General features: G+C 68.7%; 18 protein-coding genes. 11 read left to right on the forward strand and 7 right to left on the reverse strand.

Annotated elements, in window-relative coordinates; all coding sequences use genetic code 11:
* Positions 1 to 45: 45 nt before the first annotated feature.
* Genes ACFXP5_RS07305 through ACFXP5_RS07315 form a run of 3 tightly spaced genes read left to right on the forward strand, consistent with a single transcriptional unit; the run spans position 46 to position 2,701 of the window.
* The gene (locus ACFXP5_RS07305; protein ID WP_394544121.1) at positions 46 to 1,302 is read left to right on the forward strand and encodes a glutathionylspermidine synthase family protein; all 1,257 of its coding nucleotides are present in this window, start codon (positions 46 to 48) and stop codon (positions 1,300 to 1,302) included.
* The gene (locus ACFXP5_RS07310; protein WP_394528269.1) at positions 1,299 to 1,883 is read left to right on the forward strand and encodes a hypothetical protein; all 585 of its coding nucleotides are present in this window, start codon (positions 1,299 to 1,301) and stop codon (positions 1,881 to 1,883) included. Before ACFXP5_RS07305 ends, ACFXP5_RS07310 begins: the two co-directional genes overlap by 4 nt.
* The gene (locus ACFXP5_RS07315; RefSeq protein WP_394544122.1) at positions 1,880 to 2,701 is read left to right on the forward strand and encodes an endo alpha-1,4 polygalactosaminidase; all 822 of its coding nucleotides are present in this window, start codon (positions 1,880 to 1,882) and stop codon (positions 2,699 to 2,701) included. Before ACFXP5_RS07310 ends, ACFXP5_RS07315 begins: the two co-directional genes overlap by 4 nt.
* A 3-nt stretch (positions 2,702 to 2,704) precedes the next feature.
* Here the strand turns inward: ACFXP5_RS07315 and ACFXP5_RS07320 are convergent, their stop codons facing one another.
* On the reverse strand, positions 2,705 to 3,094 hold the full coding sequence (locus tag ACFXP5_RS07320) for a DoxX family protein (protein ID WP_394528271.1): 390 nt from the start codon (positions 3,092 to 3,094) through the stop codon (positions 2,705 to 2,707).
* A gap of 91 nt (positions 3,095 to 3,185) precedes the next feature.
* On the opposite strand from ACFXP5_RS07320, the gene ACFXP5_RS07325 reads away from it, so the two are divergent.
* Entirely contained in the window at positions 3,186 to 3,641 is a 456-nt protein-coding gene (locus ACFXP5_RS07325) for an SRPBCC family protein (RefSeq protein WP_394528272.1), read from the forward strand.
* 58 nt (positions 3,642 to 3,699) lie between these two features.
* On the opposite strand, the gene ACFXP5_RS07330 is transcribed toward ACFXP5_RS07325, so the two are convergent.
* Together ACFXP5_RS07330 and ACFXP5_RS07335 are read right to left on the reverse strand one after the other, a co-directional pair.
* Positions 3,700 to 4,077: a PPOX class F420-dependent oxidoreductase gene (locus tag ACFXP5_RS07330; protein WP_394544123.1), complete on the reverse strand. Its 378-nt coding sequence runs from the start codon at positions 4,075 to 4,077 to the stop codon at positions 3,700 to 3,702.
* Positions 4,074 to 4,403, reverse strand: coding sequence for a DUF7882 family protein (locus tag ACFXP5_RS07335; protein ID WP_394544124.1), 330 nt, complete (start codon positions 4,401 to 4,403; stop codon positions 4,074 to 4,076). Before ACFXP5_RS07335 ends, ACFXP5_RS07330 begins: the two co-directional genes overlap by 4 nt.
* Positions 4,404 to 4,553: 150 nt before the next feature.
* Here ACFXP5_RS07335 and ACFXP5_RS07340 point away from each other — a divergent pair, with 150 nt between their 5' ends.
* Positions 4,554 to 5,003: a MarR family winged helix-turn-helix transcriptional regulator gene (locus ACFXP5_RS07340; RefSeq protein ID WP_394528275.1), complete on the forward strand. Its 450-nt coding sequence runs from the start codon at positions 4,554 to 4,556 to the stop codon at positions 5,001 to 5,003.
* Positions 5,004 to 5,016: 13 nt separating this feature from the next.
* Here the strand turns inward: ACFXP5_RS07340 and ACFXP5_RS07345 are convergent, their stop codons facing one another.
* A complete protein-coding gene (locus tag ACFXP5_RS07345) occupies positions 5,017 to 5,337 on the reverse strand; it encodes a DUF7882 family protein (RefSeq protein WP_394544125.1) in 321 nt (106 codons plus the stop codon).
* A gap of 254 nt (positions 5,338 to 5,591) precedes the next feature.
* On the opposite strand from ACFXP5_RS07345, the gene ACFXP5_RS07350 reads away from it, so the two are divergent.
* The 3 genes from ACFXP5_RS07350 (at position 5,592) to ACFXP5_RS07360 (ending at position 8,236) form a co-directional block, all read left to right on the forward strand.
* Complete coding sequence (locus ACFXP5_RS07350; protein ID WP_394544126.1) at positions 5,592 to 6,617, forward strand: glycoside hydrolase family 6 protein; 1,026 nt, start codon at positions 5,592 to 5,594, stop codon at positions 6,615 to 6,617.
* Positions 6,618 to 6,748: 131 nt separating this feature from the next.
* On the forward strand, positions 6,749 to 7,759 hold the full coding sequence (locus ACFXP5_RS07355; protein ID WP_394544127.1) for a response regulator transcription factor: 1,011 nt from the start codon (positions 6,749 to 6,751) through the stop codon (positions 7,757 to 7,759).
* 165 nt (positions 7,760 to 7,924) lie between these two features.
* Entirely contained in the window at positions 7,925 to 8,236 is a 312-nt protein-coding gene (locus tag ACFXP5_RS07360; RefSeq protein ID WP_394544128.1) for a GIY-YIG nuclease family protein, read from the forward strand.
* Between the two features lie 576 nt (positions 8,237 to 8,812).
* Here ACFXP5_RS07360 and ACFXP5_RS07365 read toward each other — a convergent pair.
* Together ACFXP5_RS07365 and ACFXP5_RS07370 are read right to left on the reverse strand one after the other, a co-directional pair.
* Positions 8,813 to 10,288 (reverse strand): glycosyltransferase family 2 protein, encoded by a 1,476-nt coding sequence (locus ACFXP5_RS07365; protein WP_394528280.1) that lies wholly within the window; start codon positions 10,286 to 10,288, stop codon positions 8,813 to 8,815.
* Between the two features lie 135 nt (positions 10,289 to 10,423).
* Positions 10,424 to 11,137: a fructose 1,6-bisphosphatase gene (locus ACFXP5_RS07370; protein ID WP_394528281.1), complete on the reverse strand. Its 714-nt coding sequence runs from the start codon at positions 11,135 to 11,137 to the stop codon at positions 10,424 to 10,426.
* Positions 11,138 to 11,311: 174 nt separating this feature from the next.
* Here ACFXP5_RS07370 and ACFXP5_RS07375 point away from each other — a divergent pair, with 174 nt between their 5' ends.
* Together ACFXP5_RS07375 and ACFXP5_RS07380 are read left to right on the forward strand one after the other, a co-directional pair.
* A complete protein-coding gene (locus tag ACFXP5_RS07375) occupies positions 11,312 to 12,976 on the forward strand; it encodes a sensor histidine kinase (RefSeq protein ID WP_394544129.1) in 1,665 nt (554 codons plus the stop codon).
* A gap of 7 nt (positions 12,977 to 12,983) precedes the next feature.
* Positions 12,984 to 14,102 carry a diguanylate cyclase domain-containing protein gene (locus ACFXP5_RS07380; RefSeq protein ID WP_394544130.1) on the forward strand — a complete coding sequence of 373 codons (1,119 nt, stop codon included), beginning with the start codon at positions 12,984 to 12,986 and terminating at the stop codon, positions 14,100 to 14,102.
* A gap of 3 nt (positions 14,103 to 14,105) precedes the next feature.
* Here ACFXP5_RS07380 and ACFXP5_RS07385 read toward each other — a convergent pair whose 3' ends face one another.
* Positions 14,106 to 14,732: a hypothetical protein gene (locus ACFXP5_RS07385; protein ID WP_394544131.1), complete on the reverse strand. Its 627-nt coding sequence runs from the start codon at positions 14,730 to 14,732 to the stop codon at positions 14,106 to 14,108.
* A gap of 173 nt (positions 14,733 to 14,905) precedes the next feature.
* Between ACFXP5_RS07385 and ACFXP5_RS07390 the strand changes: the two genes are divergently transcribed.
* The gene (locus ACFXP5_RS07390) at positions 14,906 to 16,645 is read left to right on the forward strand and encodes a DUF4012 domain-containing protein (RefSeq protein ID WP_394544132.1); all 1,740 of its coding nucleotides are present in this window, start codon (positions 14,906 to 14,908) and stop codon (positions 16,643 to 16,645) included.
* Positions 16,646 to 16,756: the final 111 nt, after the last annotated feature.

Here is a 16,756-nt window from a genome sequence, read left to right on the forward strand (position 1 = left end):
GGCGAGCGGGTACGGCTTGCGCTCAGCGGGTTTAGGCTTCGAGCAATGCGACGCACCGAGATGCCACCCCGCCCCGCCTGGCGAGCGCGGCTCGATGAGGTGGGCTTCAGCTTCTACGACCTCCCCTCCGAGGGCGGTCGGCCGTACTGGAACGAGACCGCCGCGTACGTCTTCACACTCGATGAGATCCGCCTGATCGAGTCGGCGACGAAAGAGCTCTTCGATCGATGCATGGATGCTGTCGAAGTCGTGGTGCGCGCCGGACGCTTCGCCGAGTTCGGCATCCCCGATCGCTTCCACGAGCTGGTGCGGGCGTCGTGGGACGACGACGACCCGACCGTCTACGGCCGCTTCGACCTCGCCTACGACGCCGGGCCCGACGGCGCTTCGGGCCCGGGCAAGTCCGGCCCTGGGAAATCGGGCACAGTGAAGATGCTCGAGTTCAACGCCGACACCCCCACCTCGCTCGTGGAGACCGCCGCCGCCCAGTGGCAGTGGCTCGACGACCTGCGCGCCTCCGGAGTGCTGCCGGCGGGCGCCGACCAGTTCAACGACCTCCACGACCGATTGATCGAGCAGTGGACGCACATCCGTGACGAGCGGTGGGAGCTCGACCTCGGTGCGCGCCTCCACCTCGCTTCACTCCGCGACTCCGGTGACGGCGAGCTCATCGTCGAGGACTTCGACACCGTCGCGTACATGGCCGAGACCGCCGCCGCCGCGGGATTCTCCCCGAAGCTCATCTTCATGGAGGATCTCCGCTGGAGCGTCGAGCGGCATCTGTTCATCGACGGTGACGACGAGGCCGTCGAGCACATCTTCAAGCTGTACCCGTGGGAGTGGATGATCACGGAGAAGTTCGGCGACTTCCTGCCGCTCAGCCGCGAGACCACGCAGTGGGTCGAGCCGGCCTGGAAGCTGCTGCTCAGCAACAAGCACCTGCTGGTCGTGCTGTGGGAACTGTTCCCCGACCACCCGAACCTGCTCCCGGCCTACACCACCTCGTACCCACTGCTCGGGCGCGGGTACGTCTCGAAGCCCCGCCTGGGCCGTGAGGGCGCCAACGTCACCGTCTACGACGGAGCGGGCACGGTGGTGGCCGCCGCGCCCGGCGCCTACGACACCGACGGTCTCGTCTTCCAACGTCGGGCGCGCTTCGAGCCGATCCCCGGCAAGACCGCCGTGATCGGCAGCTGGATCGTCGGCGGGGATCCGGCGGGGATCGACCTCCGCGAAACGAGCGGACCCATCACCGGCGACCTCGCCGAGTTCGTGCCGCACTACATCGAGGAGACGCCGTGAGCCCTGCAGCATCCGCCGGTCCCGCGCTGACCGGCATCGCCGCGCGTCACCGTGCCTCGATGATCGCCCGGCCCGGACTCGCCCGCACCGCCGCAGTCGCCTCGATCGCCGGCGCCGTGCTCGCCATGTCGGGCTGCGCTCCCACCGAGGAGGGGATCGTGCTGGACGGCGCCGACGGGCAGAAGTACGTCGTGCCCGCGAACGCGGAGCGGCCGCAGTACGACTCGAAAGAGGCGTGCATCGAGGACATCACGGCCCAGATCGCCGAGCTCGAGCGGCAGGGCGAGAGCATCGCCGACAATCCCGAAGACCTCTGCGAATCGGCGGCCGCGTACTCCGGCGGCGGCTACACGCACGCGTGGCTCGGACCGATCATCTTCGCCGGTTCGCGATGGAACTCCCCCAACGTCGCCGGCTGGTCAACGGTCGGATCGGGCGGCTTCGCGGCGCCCGGCTCGAGGCTGCAGGGAGACGTGGTCTCCCCCGCTCCCGCCGGTGCGAACACCGGCGATCGCACCGCCCTCCGGGGCGGCTTCGGAACCTCCGGCAAATCGGGCTTCGGCTCGACCGTCGGCGGGTGACCGGCCGCATCCGCGCGGGGTGGGCGTTGCTCGCCCTGGCGATGGCAGCCGCAACGCTGGCCGGGTGCGCGGCGACCGCACAGCCGACAGCGCATCCCGCCCTTCCCCCCGCGGGCGGCACGCCCGATTACCAGCTCGGTGTCGCGTACCCGCCCGATGCGCGCGTGCAGATCGTGGGGCGCGACCGCTCCGCCGCGCCCGCTGAGGGGCTGTACTCGATCTGCTACGTGAACGGTTTCCAGACGCAGCCCGGTGAGCTCGCTCTCTGGCCCGAGGAGCTGCTTCTGCACGACTCCGACGGTGGGCCGCTCATCGACCCCGACTGGCCCGACGAGGTCATCCTCGACACGGCTTCGGCCGACAAGCGCGACGCCATCGAGGCGATCGTGCGGCCGTGGATCGAGGGGTGCGCCGCCGCCGGCTTCCAGGCCGTCGAGTTCGACAACCTCGACACCTTCACCCGCACCGACGGGGCGCTGAGCCTCGAAGACAACCTGGCCCTCGCGACCGCGCTCGTCGGCATCGCCCACGACGCAGGGCTGGCAGCAGCCCAGAAGAACGCCGCGGAGTTCGCTGCCGACCTGCACGCCGACGCCGGCTTCGACTTCGCCGTCACCGAGGAGTGCGCGGCCTCCGAGGAGTGCTCGGAGTACTCCGAGGTCTACGGGACGGCGGTCGTGGATGTCGAATACACGGATGCTGCGCCCCGGCCGTTCGCGGAGATGTGCGCAGATCCGTCGTCGCCCGCGTCGATGGTGCTCCGCGACCGCGAACTTACGGCCCCGGGAGACGCGGACTACGCCTTCGAGGTGTGCTGAGGATCAGCGCGACGTCGGGCGGGTCGACCACCAGGCCCAGGCGACGAGCACCGGCTGGAAGAACAGCCGCACGAACCGGCGACGATCCGTGTCGAGCCCGAACGCGGAGCGGTGCTTGCGCCACTGGTCGACGTTGCCGGGGAAGACGGCGACGAAGAACAGGGCGAGCAGCGAGCCGATGCGGCTGCGCTCGCGGGGCAGACCGAGAAGAGCTGCTCCGAACGCCATCTCCACGACACCGGAGGCGACGACGACCGCATCCTTGTCGATCGGCAGCTTCTCGACCAGCAGATCGGGCACCTGCGCCTGGAAGTCCTTGCGGGCCCAGAACAGGTGGCTGAGACCGGCGAAAAGCATGGCGGCGGCGAGCGTCCAGCGGGTGAAGGTTCTCATGCCTTCGAGGCTAGTTGTCAAGGGCGGGTGGGCGGACATCGCGGCGCGACACGATGGTGTGACCCGCGATTGCAGATCAGAAAGGCACATCATGGCCCAGATCATCGAGTCCATCGACGTCGACGTCCCCGTTCACACCTCGTACAACCAGTGGACGCAGTTCGAGGAGTTCCCGCAGTTCCTCAGCTTCGTCGAGTCGATCAAGCAGATCGACGACACCACGCAGCACTGGAAGGTCAAGATCGGCGGTCAGGAGCGCGAGTTCGACGCCAAGATCACCGAGCAGCACCCCGACGAGCGCGTGGCGTGGAAGAGCATCGGCGGCGATGAGAACCAGGCCGGTGTGGTGACGTTCCACAAGCTGTCCGAGACGTCCTCGCGCGTCACCGTTCAGCTCGACTGGGAGCCCACCGGCGTGCTCGAGAAGATCGGCGCGGCTGTCGGTGTCGACGACCACGCGGTCAAGAAGGACCTCGAGAACTTCAAGAAGTTCATCGAGTCGCGCGGCACGGAGACCGGCGCCTGGCGCGGCGACGTCGAGAACTGACGTTCGAACGGAAGAGGGGCGGTCGGCGCAAGCCGACCGCCCCTCTTCGCTTCCCGGTTCAGGCGCGGAACGCGGCGGAACCCAGCACCCGGGCCACCGACATCTCCAACACCACGCGGTCGGGGTTCTCGCGCGGCTGCCGATAGCGCTGCGCGTACAGCTCGACGGCGTGGGCGACAGCATCCGGATCGTCCGACACGACCGCAGGACCCTCGAAGCTGATCCAGCGGATGCCGTCAACCGAGCAGATCGAGGCCCGGCCGCGGCGCTCGACGTTGAGGAACTTCTGCGAGCCGCGCGAACCGATCACGCGCACGATGTCGTCCTCGTACGTGAAACCGACGGGCACGGCGTGGATGCGATCGCTGCGGCCGAGGGTCGACAGCGTCGCCAGGTGGTACTCGGCCAGGAACTCGCGTGCGGCGTCGGTGATCATGCGGGCAGCGTAGCCCGCGCGGCTTCGCGCGCGCCCACGATGTCGATCGACAAACCGCCGGAGGAGTTCGCGCTGTTGACGAGCTCTTGCAGCAGGGCCGGATCGAGCATCTCGGGCTCGGCCGATTCGAAGACGAACCGCAGGGGGATCGCGGGCTGGAGCCAGATGGTCGTCCGACCGACGGGGGCGTGATCGGGGTGCACCCACGACAGGGTGAAACTCTCGCCCCGTCGCAGCTTGGTCGCCGTGACGACCTTCACGTGGGCGAGGAGGGCATCAGCGATCTCGACGGCGAGGTCGGTGTTGCCGTAGTAGAGCTGCCCCATGTTGGTCCCCCCATGTCATCGTTCGGTGATCACTTTACTAGACTGTCTAGCTACTTTCGCACGCCGTTTTCGCGCCATCGGGCGACGCAGGGGCGCTCGATAGACTGGCCGAGTCCGCAACACCCGCCCTACCCGCACGGGAGAGCGCTCATGACCGTGACTGAGACTCCGATCCGCGACGCGGCGCGCGCCGCGGAGCTGCTGCGCCTGTCGGAGGCGCGCCTGACGCGCCGTCGGCAGACCAACTGCGGCCCGAGCGAGAACGCGCGCGCGGCGATGCGGTTCATCCTCGAGCGGGCGGATATCGGCGACGACGTGACCCCGAGCGAGATCGCCGCCCACCTCGGTGTCTCGGGAGCCTCGGTCACCGCGATGCTCGACCGGCTGCACGCAGGCGGCCTCATCTCCTTCGCCCAGAATCCGCGTGACCGCCGCAGCAAACTCGTCGTGCCGTTCGACCGCTCGGTCGACCCCGACGACATCGACCCGATCACCGCCAGCATCCGCGCTTTTGCGGCCGACCTGTCTCCCGACGCCGCCGAGCAGATCGCGGTGTTCCTCGAGCGCGTGCGCGAAGCCGTCGACCAGGAGTGCGCCTGAGGCGAGCGTCAGCTCACGCGGGCTGAGTCTCCGCGGCGTCCGCATCGGGTTCGGCCACCGGTCCGAGCCCGTTCGGCCCGCTCGCTTCGAGCATGAGGGCGTCGACCCAGCGCCGGTTCAGCACCGGCGGGCGGCTGCCGTAGAAGTGGAAGACGAGCGGGATCGAGGGATGCACCCAGACCGAGCGCGAGCCGCTGCCGTCGCCCGGCACGTGCTGGAACATGAAGGACTCGCCCCGACGCAGCTTGTTCATGAACACGACGCGCAGGTGGGACAGCGGGCGGTCTTCGATATCGAAGGAACCACCCTGCGCGTTGTAAATCAGTTTCCCCACAGCCAGAGCCTAACCCGCGCAAGGCCCTAAGCATCCGCCCCCTCAGGGCTAAGAACTCACACGGTGTGCGACGGGGTCGCCTTGTCCCCCAAACGGTGGACAAGGGCTTATGCTGGGAGACGGCGGCCCGGCACCGGTCGCCAGCCCTCGCCGGCACGTGACCATGTCCGTTTCGTCGAGGGCTTTAACTTTTCACCCGGCCGGTGCCGGCAGCCCCGGTCGGATCCGCAGCGGGCGAGGGTAGGCTCCACCTGATGGCCAAGCCGACCTCGACGAAGCGTCGACAGACCAAGAAGATCCTGCTGATCAGCGGGATCGTTCTCGCGGGTATCGCGCTCATCGCCATCATCGCTGTCGTGGGGTCGTACGCGCAGACGTTCTTCCAGACGCTGTCGGCACGACCACCCGCCGTGGGGACCGTGATCGTCGCCCCGAACGAGTCCAAGGCCGCGGGCTGGGCCACCGGCGACGCCGCACCCACCGCCGAAGAGACCGCCGCGGCCGAATACCTGGCCCAGCAGCCCACGGCGTATTGGCTGACCCCCGAGCTCGACCCGATCGAGACCGTGCAGGAACGGATCGCGCACCTCGCCTCGGAGGCGCGGGACCAGGATGCTTCGCTCGCGGTCGTCATCTACGGTCTGCCCGGACGCGACTGCGGCAACTTCTCAGCCGGCGGACTCGACCCCGACGACTACGTCGAGTGGACGCAGCTCATCGGGCAAGCGCTCGACAGCGAGAAGGATCTGCAGAAGATCGTGATCCTCGAGCCCGACAGCCTCGCTCTCGCTCCCGACTGCGGCAACATCGCCGACCGGGTCGTACAGCTCTCCGGCGCCGTCGACCGCCTCACCGGCATCGACACCTGGATCTACCTCGACGGCGGCCACTCCGATTGGCTCCCCGCTCAGCAGATGGCCGATCTCATCCGCCAGGTCGGCGTGCTCGACCGCGTGCGCGGCTTCGTCACGAACGTGTCGAACTACCAGCACACCACCGAGGAGTTCGCCTACGCCCACGAACTGGCGGGATTGCTCGGCGGTGACACGCACGCCATCGTCGACACCTCGCGCAACGGCGCCGGGCCGGCGGGCGCGGACTGGTGCAACCCTCCCGGGCGCCTCGTCGGCGATCCCGGCGGCAGCTTCGGCGACGGAGTCGTGGACACCAACCTCTGGATCAAGCCGCCCGGCGAGAGCGACGGCACCTGCAACGGGGGCCCAGCCGCCGGAACGTGGTGGCCCGCGGGCGCGGCTGAGCTGACCCGCGAGGTGCGCTGACACACCCGAGCGCGGCCCGTAACCGGCGCCGAGGAAGTGTGGAAGGATAGCGCTCGACCGCGTGGTGCCCTCGGTCGGACGTGTCGGATGACGCCTTCGGGGGCTCAATCCACCGTTCGGAGAGTAGGGGTATGAGCGATTCCGCAGACGTGAAGACCGCCGTCATCGTTGAAGACGACCCCGATATCCGTCACCTGCTCGTCGAGGTGATGGAATCCGCCGGGTTCTCCACCGTCTCCGTCGGCAACGGCATCGACGGCGTCCGGGCCGTTGTCGCCTATCAGCCGCTCATCACCACGCTCGACGTGAACATGCCCGGGATCGACGGATTCGAGGCTGCCCGTCGCATCCGCGCCCAGAGCGACACGTACATCATCATGCTGACCGGCCTCGAGGACGAGGCCGACGTCGTGCTGGGCCTCGGCGCCGGCGCCGACGAATACGTTGTCAAGCCCTTCCGGCCGCGCGAGCTGCGCGCACGCATCGAAGCGCTGCTGCGGCGCCCGCGTTCGGGCCCTGCCGCGGTGGCCGGGTCGCCCCGCCAGGACTCCGTCGGACCCTCGTTCCCCGGAGCGCGCGGCACCGGCCACACGCAGTCGATCCCCGTGATCCGCGATGCGGACGCGCCGGCGCCGGCGCCGGCACCCGCGATGCCGCCGCTCGAGGAGCACCGTCTCTCCCCCACGGCAGCGATGCCCGGAGGCGCCGTCGTCGTCTCGTCGCACCAGGGACCGGAACCGCACGCGGCCCCCGGCACCGACGTCGAGCTGCGCCCCGAGGGCACGCTCGTTCCCACCGGAGCGAACTGGATCGTCCACCGCGACCTGCACCTCGACCCCGACACGCGCATCGTGCTCGTCGGCGGTCACGAGCTCGAGCTGACCCGCACCGAGTTCGACCTGCTCGCCACGCTGCTCGAGTCGAAGCGGCGCGTGCGCAGCAAGGCCGACCTGACGCTGGTGCTGCGCGGCGAGTCGTACGTCACGAGCTACTTCGTCGGCGACGCCGATAAGCGCGCGATCGAGGCGCACATGACCAACCTGCGCCGCAAGCTCGGCGACAACCCGGCGACGCCGCGGTACATCGAGACGGTGCGTGGAGTCGGCTACCGCCTGACGTCCGAGCTCGTCTCCCCCGCCTGACCCGCCCTCGCCGGGTGGTGAGCGCTTCGTCTCGCTGCGCTCGCTCAGCGGGCGACGCCACCGGGCCGCGCTCACTCAGCGGGCGGGACCATCGCCCCCTGAGCGCGGAGCGAAGCGACGAGACGAAGGGCCGCGAGCGCCCCTGTGGACAATGCGGTCGGCGCCGTGCCGACCTCTCGTATGTTCCCGCCCATGGGCTTCGTCTACATCCTCGAGTGCGCTGACGGAACGTTCTACACGGGAAGCACGAAGAACCTGGAGCTGCGGGTCGCCCAGCACCAGTCCGGGGAGGGCGCCATCTACACCCGCGATCGGCTGCCCGTTCGCCTGGTCTGGTCGGAGGAGTTCGCCCGCATCGACGAAGCCTTCGGGTGGGAGAAGCGTATCCAAGGGTGGAGCCGGGCGAAAAAGATGCTTCTCATCGAGGGACGCGGAAACGAACTCGCGGGGTGGAGCAGCCGCACTCGCCGCCGGTGACGCTTCGTCTCGCTGCGCTCGCTCAGCGGGCGGGATCACCGCGCCTCGCTCGCTCAGCGGGCGGAGCCATCGCCCCCTGAGCGAGGAGCGAAGCGACGAGACGAAGGGCAAGCGCCCGACGCTTCGTCTCGCTGCGCTCGCTCAACGGGCGGGACTATCGCGCCTCGCTCGCTCAGCGGGCGGAAACACCGCGCCTCGCTGGCTCAGCGGGCGGAGCCATCGCCCCCTGAGCGAGGAGCGAAGCGACGAGACGAAGGGCAAGCGCCCGACGCTTCGTCTCGCTGCGCTCGCTCAGCGGGCGGGATTACCGCGCCTCGCTCACTCAGCGGGCGACAACACCGGGCCTGAGCGGGGAGCGAAGCGACAGCCCGCCCCCTGAGCGCGGAGCGAAGCGACGAGACGAAGGGCCCCCGGCGGGACGAGAGAAGGAGTCTCGGGCGAGAAGAGGAAATGTGGGGGGTGTGTGTTCTCTTCTCTGCCTAAGACCACCTCACACGGGGGTGAACCCGCGTATCCGGATGCCCCAGCCCTCCCCAGGGCCGGGGCATCCGCGTTCGCGTCACGCGTGCAGCGTGATCAGACCTTGAAGCCGTGGTAGCGACGGACGAGCTTGAAGAACATGCCGAGCGTCTGCAGCACGGTGACGACACCGACGATCGGCCAGCCGATCCAGAGGAAGGTCGACTGCACCATCGGCGGCACGAGCACCCACATCACGGCCATGGCGATGCCGACACCGAAGAGCACGATGAACGGCGTCCAGTGACCGAGGCCACCACCCTTTTCGGCCTTGGCCTGCATGGCCCAGTTGTCGACCTTCTTGCGGGAGAAGAAGCGGCTCCAGGAGCGCACGAAGTGGCTGAGTCTCACCCACATGAACATCTCGGCCGGGAGGAACGTAGCGGCGAAGAACAGGTCTCGCCCGTTGCAATCCCGCATGGTGCGAGCGATGCGCACGTTGAGCATGATGGCCATGGCGGACGGCAGCAGCCACCACGCCGAGAACACGAAGGCGTTGATCGAGAGCGAACCGGCGAGCAGGGTGACGAAGGCCACGCGCACGAACAGGTTCGTGAGCATGCCGAAGTTCTCGAGCCACCGGAGGCGCAGGTTGGGGTGCAGCGGCTGACCCTTGGTGTCGCCGCGCTGCCCGGGCCACATGAGCTCGATAGCCCCGTAGGTCCACTTGACCTGCTGTGCGTCGTAGCCCGACAGCGTGGTCATGCCGCCGACGGCGGCGCGGGCGTAGGGGCTGATCTTGGTGAGGTAGCCGGCGCTCTTGATCTGGAGCGACAGCAGCGAGTCCTCGACCTCGGAGTCGCGCACCCACGGCGAGTTCTGGTGGTTCTGGCGCATCGCGTCGCGCAGGGCGTTCGTGGAGAAGATCGAGAACTGTCCGCCGAGCACCGCCATGTTGCGTCCGCGCAGCAGGTTCTGCAGGTTGAACGCGGCGAACTGCGTGCGCTGACCGGCGATGAGGAACTTGCCCATCAGCCCCTTGATCGGGCGGTCGTCGATCGAGTAGATCGCCGAGATGCCGCCGATGCGGGAGTCGGCCACCGCTTCGGTCTCGAGGTACTCCACCGCCTGCGGGTCGGCGATCGTGTCACCGTCGACGCCGAGCAGGTAGTCGTAGCCCTCGACGAGCGAGTAGCCGTAGTTGAGCGCGCCGACCTTCTTGTCGGGGTTCTTGCCGATGTCGTGCACGAACACCTCGGTGAACTGCTCGCCGAGCTCGGTGATGATCTCGTGCGGTCCGCTGTACTCGGAGGCGATCTTCACGGTCGCGTCGGAGGTGTTGTTCACGACCACGTGGATGACGTCGGGGACGCGCGTCTGCTTCAGCAGCGCCTCGATGACCTCGGCGATCGATTCCTCCTCGTTGTACGCGGGGATGACGCAGCCGATGGTCGAGCGGTGACCGGAGGTGTTCTCCAGGACCGAGGAGAAGTCGTCGGCGAAGGAGGCTTCGTCGTTGGGTCGTACCGGCTCATGGGCGAGCGGCACCGACGTCAATGCCGGAGAGGCGTAGGAGCTGCGCAGATCGCTCATGGTGGGGTCTTCCTGTCGTGGAGATCGTGTCCTTGCGGCCACAAACCCCACTCTGCTCCTCGCAGCGCAGGAAAACCCCAGGCCGGGCCCTTCCCTCCCCCAAGGTTTCCGCAAGAACCGCGGGGAGGGAATCGCTCAGCCGAGGCTCGGCGAGATGGAGATCGGCACGTACTGGTAGATCGTCTGCTGGGTGAACGAGGTCTCGTCATTGGCCGAGCCCTCGACGGCGACGTTCATCGAGAACTCCAGCGTGATGCCGAAGGTGTCGTTCGGCAGTTGATGGATGCTGGTCTCGGGAACGTACAGTCCGCCCTGGAAGCTGTTGAGCAGCAGACCTCGGTCGGAACGGATCGTGTCGGCGGGCACGAGCGTGCGCGGGTCGGCGCTGAATTGGAACGGACTCTGCGTCTGCCCCGACGCCTGCGCCGTCTGAGACCGGATCGAGATCGCCGAGATGTACACGCGACGCTTCTCGGCCAGCACGGCCTTCTGATCGACCCGACTGTCATGGGCGTTGATGGCGAAGCCGAAAGCCTTGTCCGCCTCGGGTGTCCACTCCATGGTGCGGCTGGGCGCGACAGCCCACATGTCGAGGGTCACCTGCAGCCCGTCGGCGATGTCGGTGGACAGCGACACCGACCCGTTGTAGCTGAAGGCCGAATCGAAGGACATCGACGCGGTGGGCTGCGGGGTCGGGACGACGACGATGGCCGGGTCCTCGACGCTCGCGGCCGTGGGCGCGGTGCCGAACACGTCGAGCACCTGCGAGCACCCGGTGAGCGACAACCCGGCCGCGAGGGCGAGGACGAGGACGGCGGCGCGCGGGCGCGCGGAAAGGCGGTAGGTCATTGCTCACTCCTGAGGAAAGCGTCGCGCAGGCGCGCAGGGTCGGTCGGACGACCATCGCGCTGCGGGGTGCAGGCCTCAGGGGGAGTCTCGCCGGGTCGACACGTTCGGGCGGTCGGCGGAGCAGAGAAGGATGGCGGGCAAGAGAATACACCACGCCTCACTAGACTCGACCTCATGTCTGCGGCGAACCGTTTTCCTGCCGCGACGCCCCTGGACACGTCCGAAATCGACGGCGACGGATCGTCGCCGAACAGCCGTACCCGATCGGTGTGGCTCACCCAACTGGTGCTCGCCGCGAGCGTCGTGATCACCGTGCTGGTGGTGCAGGCCCTCCAGCCCTCCCTGTTCGCGGTCTGGACGTTCTCGGCCGGGGTCGCGGTGATCATCGTGCTCACCGCCGTCTCGCTCATCGTGCCGTGGCCGCGCGTTCCCCGCTCCGCCGTCATCCTGCTGCCGTTCGGCGATCTGCTCGGCATCGCCCTCCTCGCGTACGGCAGCGAGCTGCGCTTCGGCTTCTTCTGGGTGTTCCCGGTGATCTGGATCGCCACCTACTTCTCGCTGCCGAGCCTCATCGTCGCGCTCGGCCTGATCGGCGTCTCGATCCTCGTCGACGCGGCCCTCAACGGGCCCACGTCCTCCACCGCCCTGCGGCTCATCACCGTGATGCTCTCGCTGACGTTCATCGGGATGACGACGCACCTGACCGCCCGGCAGAACAACGCCTTCAAGCAACTCCTGCGACGGCAGGCGAGCCGGTTGCAAGGCACCCTGCAGCGGGTCACCGGCCAGGAGCGTCGGGTGTCGCAGATGCTCAACGGCCTCGACACCGGCATCGCGCGCCTGTCCTCCGACGGCGAAGTGCTCGCGCTCAACGACCACTACGTCGCGCTCTACGCGATCGACCGTGAGGACCCGAAGCGCCCCGGCGGATCGGTCGAGTACGCCACGCTGCGCGGCGACCCTCTGCTCGACGGCGAGCGCCCGTTCCAGCGCGCCGCTCGCGGCGAGCAGTTCGAGGACGAGCGCGTCTGGCTGTACGACACCTCCGGCCAATGGCACGCCCTGTCGGTGTCGACGCGGTTCCTCTCCGCCAACACCGACGAGGGCGCCAGCACCCTGCTGATCGTGCACGACGTGACCGCCCTGATCGAAGCCGAGCGGGCGCGCGAGCAGATCGCCGCCGTCGTGTCGCACGAGCTGCGCAACCCCCTCACGGCCGTCATCGGCCACGCCGACCTGCTCCTGGACGACGAGTCGCTCTCGCCCAAGGCCCGGGAGCAGATCGAAGTGATCGACAACGCCGGCCAGCGGATGCAGACGCTCATCTCCGAGATCCTCGGCAGCTCACGTGCGCACTTCCGCGAGGAGAATTCCACCCGTCCCGCGGATGTGCGCCGGGTGCTCGAGGCCTCGCTCGAATCGTTCCGCCCCGCAGCCCTGGGGCGCCGGGTGAGCGTGCGTCTCGACGCGCCCGAGGTCCTGCCGATCGTGGGCGATGCCTTCCGCTTGCGCCAGGCGTTCGACAACATCCTGAGCAACGCCATCAAGTACACCCCCGGCGGCGGCACCGTCGTGATCACCGCCACCCAGGCGGACGGCGAGTTGCGCGTCGCCTTCGCCGACTCCGGCATCGGCATCGCCCAGGCCGATATCCCCCGCATCTTCGACGCTTACTTCCGCACCCAGGCGGCACGGGAGAGCTCGACGCCCGGCACGGGCCTCGGGATGGGCATCGTGCGCGACATCATCACGCAGCATGGCGGTAGCCTCGACATCGAAAGCGAGCAGGGCACCGGCACCACCGTGACCGTCCACCTGCCGGCCGACACGGGGGCGTAGCGGGTTCATGGAGTCGACGGTCGTCGCCAATCTGGGCATCGCCCAGGCGGTCGTCGCTTCGCTGGGAACCGTGATGGTCGTGGGGCTCGGCTTCCTGCAGCGCCCGAGCCGTTCCTCCCTCCTCTGGTCGCTGGCGTTCATCCTGGCGATGGTGGGCACCTGGGCGAGCCTGGCGGGCGAGTCGATCGGCGACGAGTCCGCGCGCCGGGCGGGGCTCGGGCTCATGCTCGGCGCCCCCGCGCTGATCTGGTCGGGCTTCCGCGCCCGCCGCTCTCAACGCGCCTACCCGTGGATCGCCCTGGTGCAGGGCGTCATTTCGGCCGCGGCACTGGTCGCCCTCACCGACCCCGCGCTGTACAGCATCGGCTTCCGCGCGCTGTTCTTCGTCGCGTCGATCTTCGGAGCCTTGACCTGGCTCGAGATCCGCCGGTCCCCCGACCGTCATGAACGGCTCGTCCTGCCGCTGAGTCTCGTCTCGGCGTGTTTCGGCGTGCTCGGCTTCTTCGTGCTGATCTCGGGTCTGCTGCTGCCCGCCGACGACGACAACGACCTCTCCCTCGTTCGCATGCTCAACGCCGTCAGCATGCTCGTCTACCTCGTCTGCGCGACGGTCACGCTGCTGTACTTCACCTCGGTGTCGCCCGTCGGACGAACGACCGCGCGTTCCTGGGCGCAGTTCACCGTCACCGTCACCGACCGTCTGCGCCGCGCCCACGCCCGGGGCGAGAACAGCTGGGTGATGCTCATGGTGCAGCTCGACGACCCGGCAGACATCCGAACGGCCGCGGGCGAAGCATCCTTCGATCGCGTCGTCGCCCGCTTCGAGCAGACGGTTCTCGACGCCTTCCCCGCCGAAGCCGACATCGGCCGTCGCTCTCGAGGACGGCTGGTCGTGGTGCTGGCGCGCCCGGGCGCCGTGATCCGCCAGCACGTGCGCGAGCTGCTCAACGATGTGACGGAGATGGATGCTGCGCAGCAGCTCGCCGTCAAACTGTCGGCGAGCGTCGGGTGGGCGCCGGTCGACGTGGTGGGGTGGGACTTCGAGGCCCTGGTGAGCGCCGCGGACGCCGCGTCGAACGAGGCTTCGCAGCGTGGTGGCGACCGCTGGCAGCGGATCGGCGCCTGAGCGTTACTCGGCGGGGGTGGCGATCGCGACCGTGAGGGTGTCGCTCGCGGTCTGCTTGGCGTACTCCGACGAGGTCGGCGTCGTCTGCACGAGGAACTCGTAGGTGATCTGCAGCGTCACGAAGGTCGCCTCGGCTGGCACCTCGCCCACGTTGAAGGTCTGGGAGTAGCTGTAGGGGCTCAGCACCGGGTAACCGGGCTGCACCGTGGCCGTATCGACCTGGGGCGGCAGCGCCGGAAGCGACTCGGTACCGATGCCGGGAACGGCGATCATCGTCGCGCGCTGCAGGTAGACCTGCTGCCCGTCGTCGGGGGTGACCGTGGTGATCATCGACAGGTTGACCGGCTTCAGCGCGGTGGCCGTCCAGCGATCCATCGACAGGGTCGACCAGTAGTTGACGCTCGCGGCGACGGAGCCGGCCTGCAGCTGACGTTCGGTGGAACCGCTGGCGAGGTCGTTGGGCACGGGCTGGGGCGCGATGACCTGGGTGCGGGTGGGAGTCGGCAGGGGCGTCGGCGCCGTGGCGCCGGGCTGCGCCCACGGCGGCGTGCCGCAGCCGGCGAGCAGCAGAACGGAGGCGAACGTGGCGCCGATGACGGCACCCGCGCGACGTCGAACGGAACCCGTCATGAGCCACCTCTTCCTGGTACGAGCGCAATTCTACGTGCGACGCATTCTTCAGCAGCACGGCCTAGGGTGATCGGGTGAGTGCATCGACTCCTGCGGGCAGGTCTCGCCACCCTCGCTCGTCTCGAGACGCCGCTCCTTCTTCCTCCGCGAGCCGCTCGCGTACCGCCGGTTTGGTGGTCGCCTGGACGCTCGCCGCCATCCTGCTGCTCACGGTGCTCGCCGCTGCCTGGATCGGCGTGCGGGGCTTCCTCGCCTATGGGCACCTCACGGCTGCACAGGATGCTGCCGCAGAAGTGACCGAGAGCCTCGATGATCCCGCGGCGGCCGCAACGGCGATCGACCGCATCTCCGCCGACACCGCGGCCGCACGGGCGCTGACGAGCGACCCGATCTGGCAGGGCGCCGAGTCCGTGCCGTGGATCGGCCCCCAGCTCTCCGCGGTCGCCACCGTCACCGCCGCAGTCGACGACGTTGCGGGCTCTGCTCTCCGCCCCCTCGCCGACGTGGCCTCGTCGTTCTCGCTCGATGCGCTGCGCCCGCAGGACGGCGCGATCGACGTCTCCCTCTTCCGCACCCTCGCCCCGGCCGCGCGCACCGGAGCCGACGGGATCGCCGCGGCGGCAGCATCCGTCGACTCGATCGACACCACCGCGTTGCTTGCCCCCCTGCGTACGCCGATCGAAGACACGGGCGCACTGCTGCACAGCGCCACCGACGGCGCCGACGCTCTCGCCCGCGCTTCCGAGCTGCTCCCCACGATGCTCGGCGCCGACGGCCCGCGCACCTATCTCGTCGTCTTCCAGAACAACGCGGAATGGCGCTCGCTCGGCGGCATCGTCGGCGCAATGGCCGTGATCAGCACCGACGGCGGGCGCATGTCGCTCGTGGACCAGGGCTCCTCCAGCGACTTCAGGCGCTTCACCGAGTCGGTACTTCCCCTCCCGGAGGAGGTCGCGCAGGTGTACGGGCAGCGCCCGGGCCTGTTCATCCAGAACGTGACGCAGGTGCCCGAGTTCCCCTTGGCCGCGCAGCTTTCGCAGGAGATGTGGGCGCGCGAGACCGGCACCCGCGTCGACGGAGTCATCTCGCTCGACCCGGTCGCGCTGTCGTACCTGCTCGCGGCGACCGGTCCCGTGACCCTGCCCACCGGCGACGTGCTCACGAGCGACAACGCGGTCGAGGTGCTGCTGAGCGGGGTCTACCAGCGCTACGAGCGCCCGGCCGATCAAGACCTCTTCTTCGAAGTCGCCGCAGCGTCGGTCTTCCAGGCGCTCTCGTCGGGCCAGGCCGATCCCACCGTCATGCTCGAGGCCCTCGCCCAAGCGGGCGACGAGCGTCGGCTGCTCCTGTGGAACAGCGACCCTGCCGCCCAGGCTGTACTCGACGGCACCACCCTGCAAGGCGGCCTGCCGGTGACCGACGCCGACCAGACGTCTTTCGGCGTCTACCTCAACGACGGCACCGGTTCGAAGATGGATTACTACCTCGCTGCAGGCACCGCGACGGCGTGGTGCACCGACACCGAGGGCGGCGCGGATGCTGCGCTGACGGTCACACTGCGTAATGACGCGCCAGCCGATGCGGCGAGCCTTCCCCCCTACATCACCGGCGGTGGAAGCTACGGCGTACCGGTTGGTGTTGCCCGCACCCTGGCCTACATCTACCTGCCCGCAGGGGCCGAACTGGTGGCGGCGAAAGCGGCCGGAGCTTCTGTTGTCGACGGATTCGGCGGCGGGACCGACCAGGGGCGGCAGATCCTCACCTGGCCGACCGACCTCGCCCCCGGTGAGACAGCGACCCTGACGATCCGGGTCAGTACGCCCCAAACGGCGACGCTGCAGGCCGCGCTCACCCCAAGTGTTAATGCGCTGGAAACGTCGAAACTTGCATCTGCCTGTGAAATACCTCAATAATCGAGGTGGGGATCCTTCACGGTTGATTATCTCGACCTCGAAGTTTCCCTTTTTTTCTGCAACCGTCGCGATCCCCCGCGGCGCCCTGCTGACCAAGAGACAAGGTGCCTA

This window comes from Microbacterium hanjuni, assembly GCF_043556395.1.
Classification (GTDB): Bacteria; Actinomycetota; Actinomycetes; order Actinomycetales; family Microbacteriaceae; genus Microbacterium.

Coding starts and splice junctions, on each gene's coding strand:
- ACFXP5_RS07305 (WP_394544121.1), top strand. CDS start 46: ATGCGACGCACCGAGATGCCACCCCGCCCCGCCTGGCGAGCGCGGCTC.
- ACFXP5_RS07320 (WP_394528271.1), bottom strand. CDS start 3,094: ATGAGAACCTTCACCCGCTGGACGCTCGCCGCCGCCATGCTTTTCGCC.
- ACFXP5_RS07325 (WP_394528272.1), top strand. CDS start 3,186: ATGGCCCAGATCATCGAGTCCATCGACGTCGACGTCCCCGTTCACACC.
- ACFXP5_RS07330 (WP_394544123.1), bottom strand. CDS start 4,077: ATGATCACCGACGCCGCACGCGAGTTCCTGGCCGAGTACCACCTGGCG.
- ACFXP5_RS07335 (WP_394544124.1), bottom strand. CDS start 4,403: ATGGGGCAGCTCTACTACGGCAACACCGACCTCGCCGTCGAGATCGCT.
- ACFXP5_RS07340 (WP_394528275.1), top strand. CDS start 4,554: ATGACCGTGACTGAGACTCCGATCCGCGACGCGGCGCGCGCCGCGGAG.
- ACFXP5_RS07350 (WP_394544126.1), top strand. CDS start 5,592: ATGGCCAAGCCGACCTCGACGAAGCGTCGACAGACCAAGAAGATCCTG.
- ACFXP5_RS07355 (WP_394544127.1), top strand. CDS start 6,749: ATGAGCGATTCCGCAGACGTGAAGACCGCCGTCATCGTTGAAGACGAC.
- ACFXP5_RS07365 (WP_394528280.1), bottom strand. CDS start 10,288: ATGAGCGATCTGCGCAGCTCCTACGCCTCTCCGGCATTGACGTCGGTG.
- ACFXP5_RS07370 (WP_394528281.1), bottom strand. CDS start 11,137: ATGACCTACCGCCTTTCCGCGCGCCCGCGCGCCGCCGTCCTCGTCCTC.
- ACFXP5_RS07375 (WP_394544129.1), top strand. CDS start 11,312: ATGTCTGCGGCGAACCGTTTTCCTGCCGCGACGCCCCTGGACACGTCC.
- ACFXP5_RS07380 (WP_394544130.1), top strand. CDS start 12,984: ATGGAGTCGACGGTCGTCGCCAATCTGGGCATCGCCCAGGCGGTCGTC.
- ACFXP5_RS07385 (WP_394544131.1), bottom strand. CDS start 14,732: ATGACGGGTTCCGTTCGACGTCGCGCGGGTGCCGTCATCGGCGCCACG.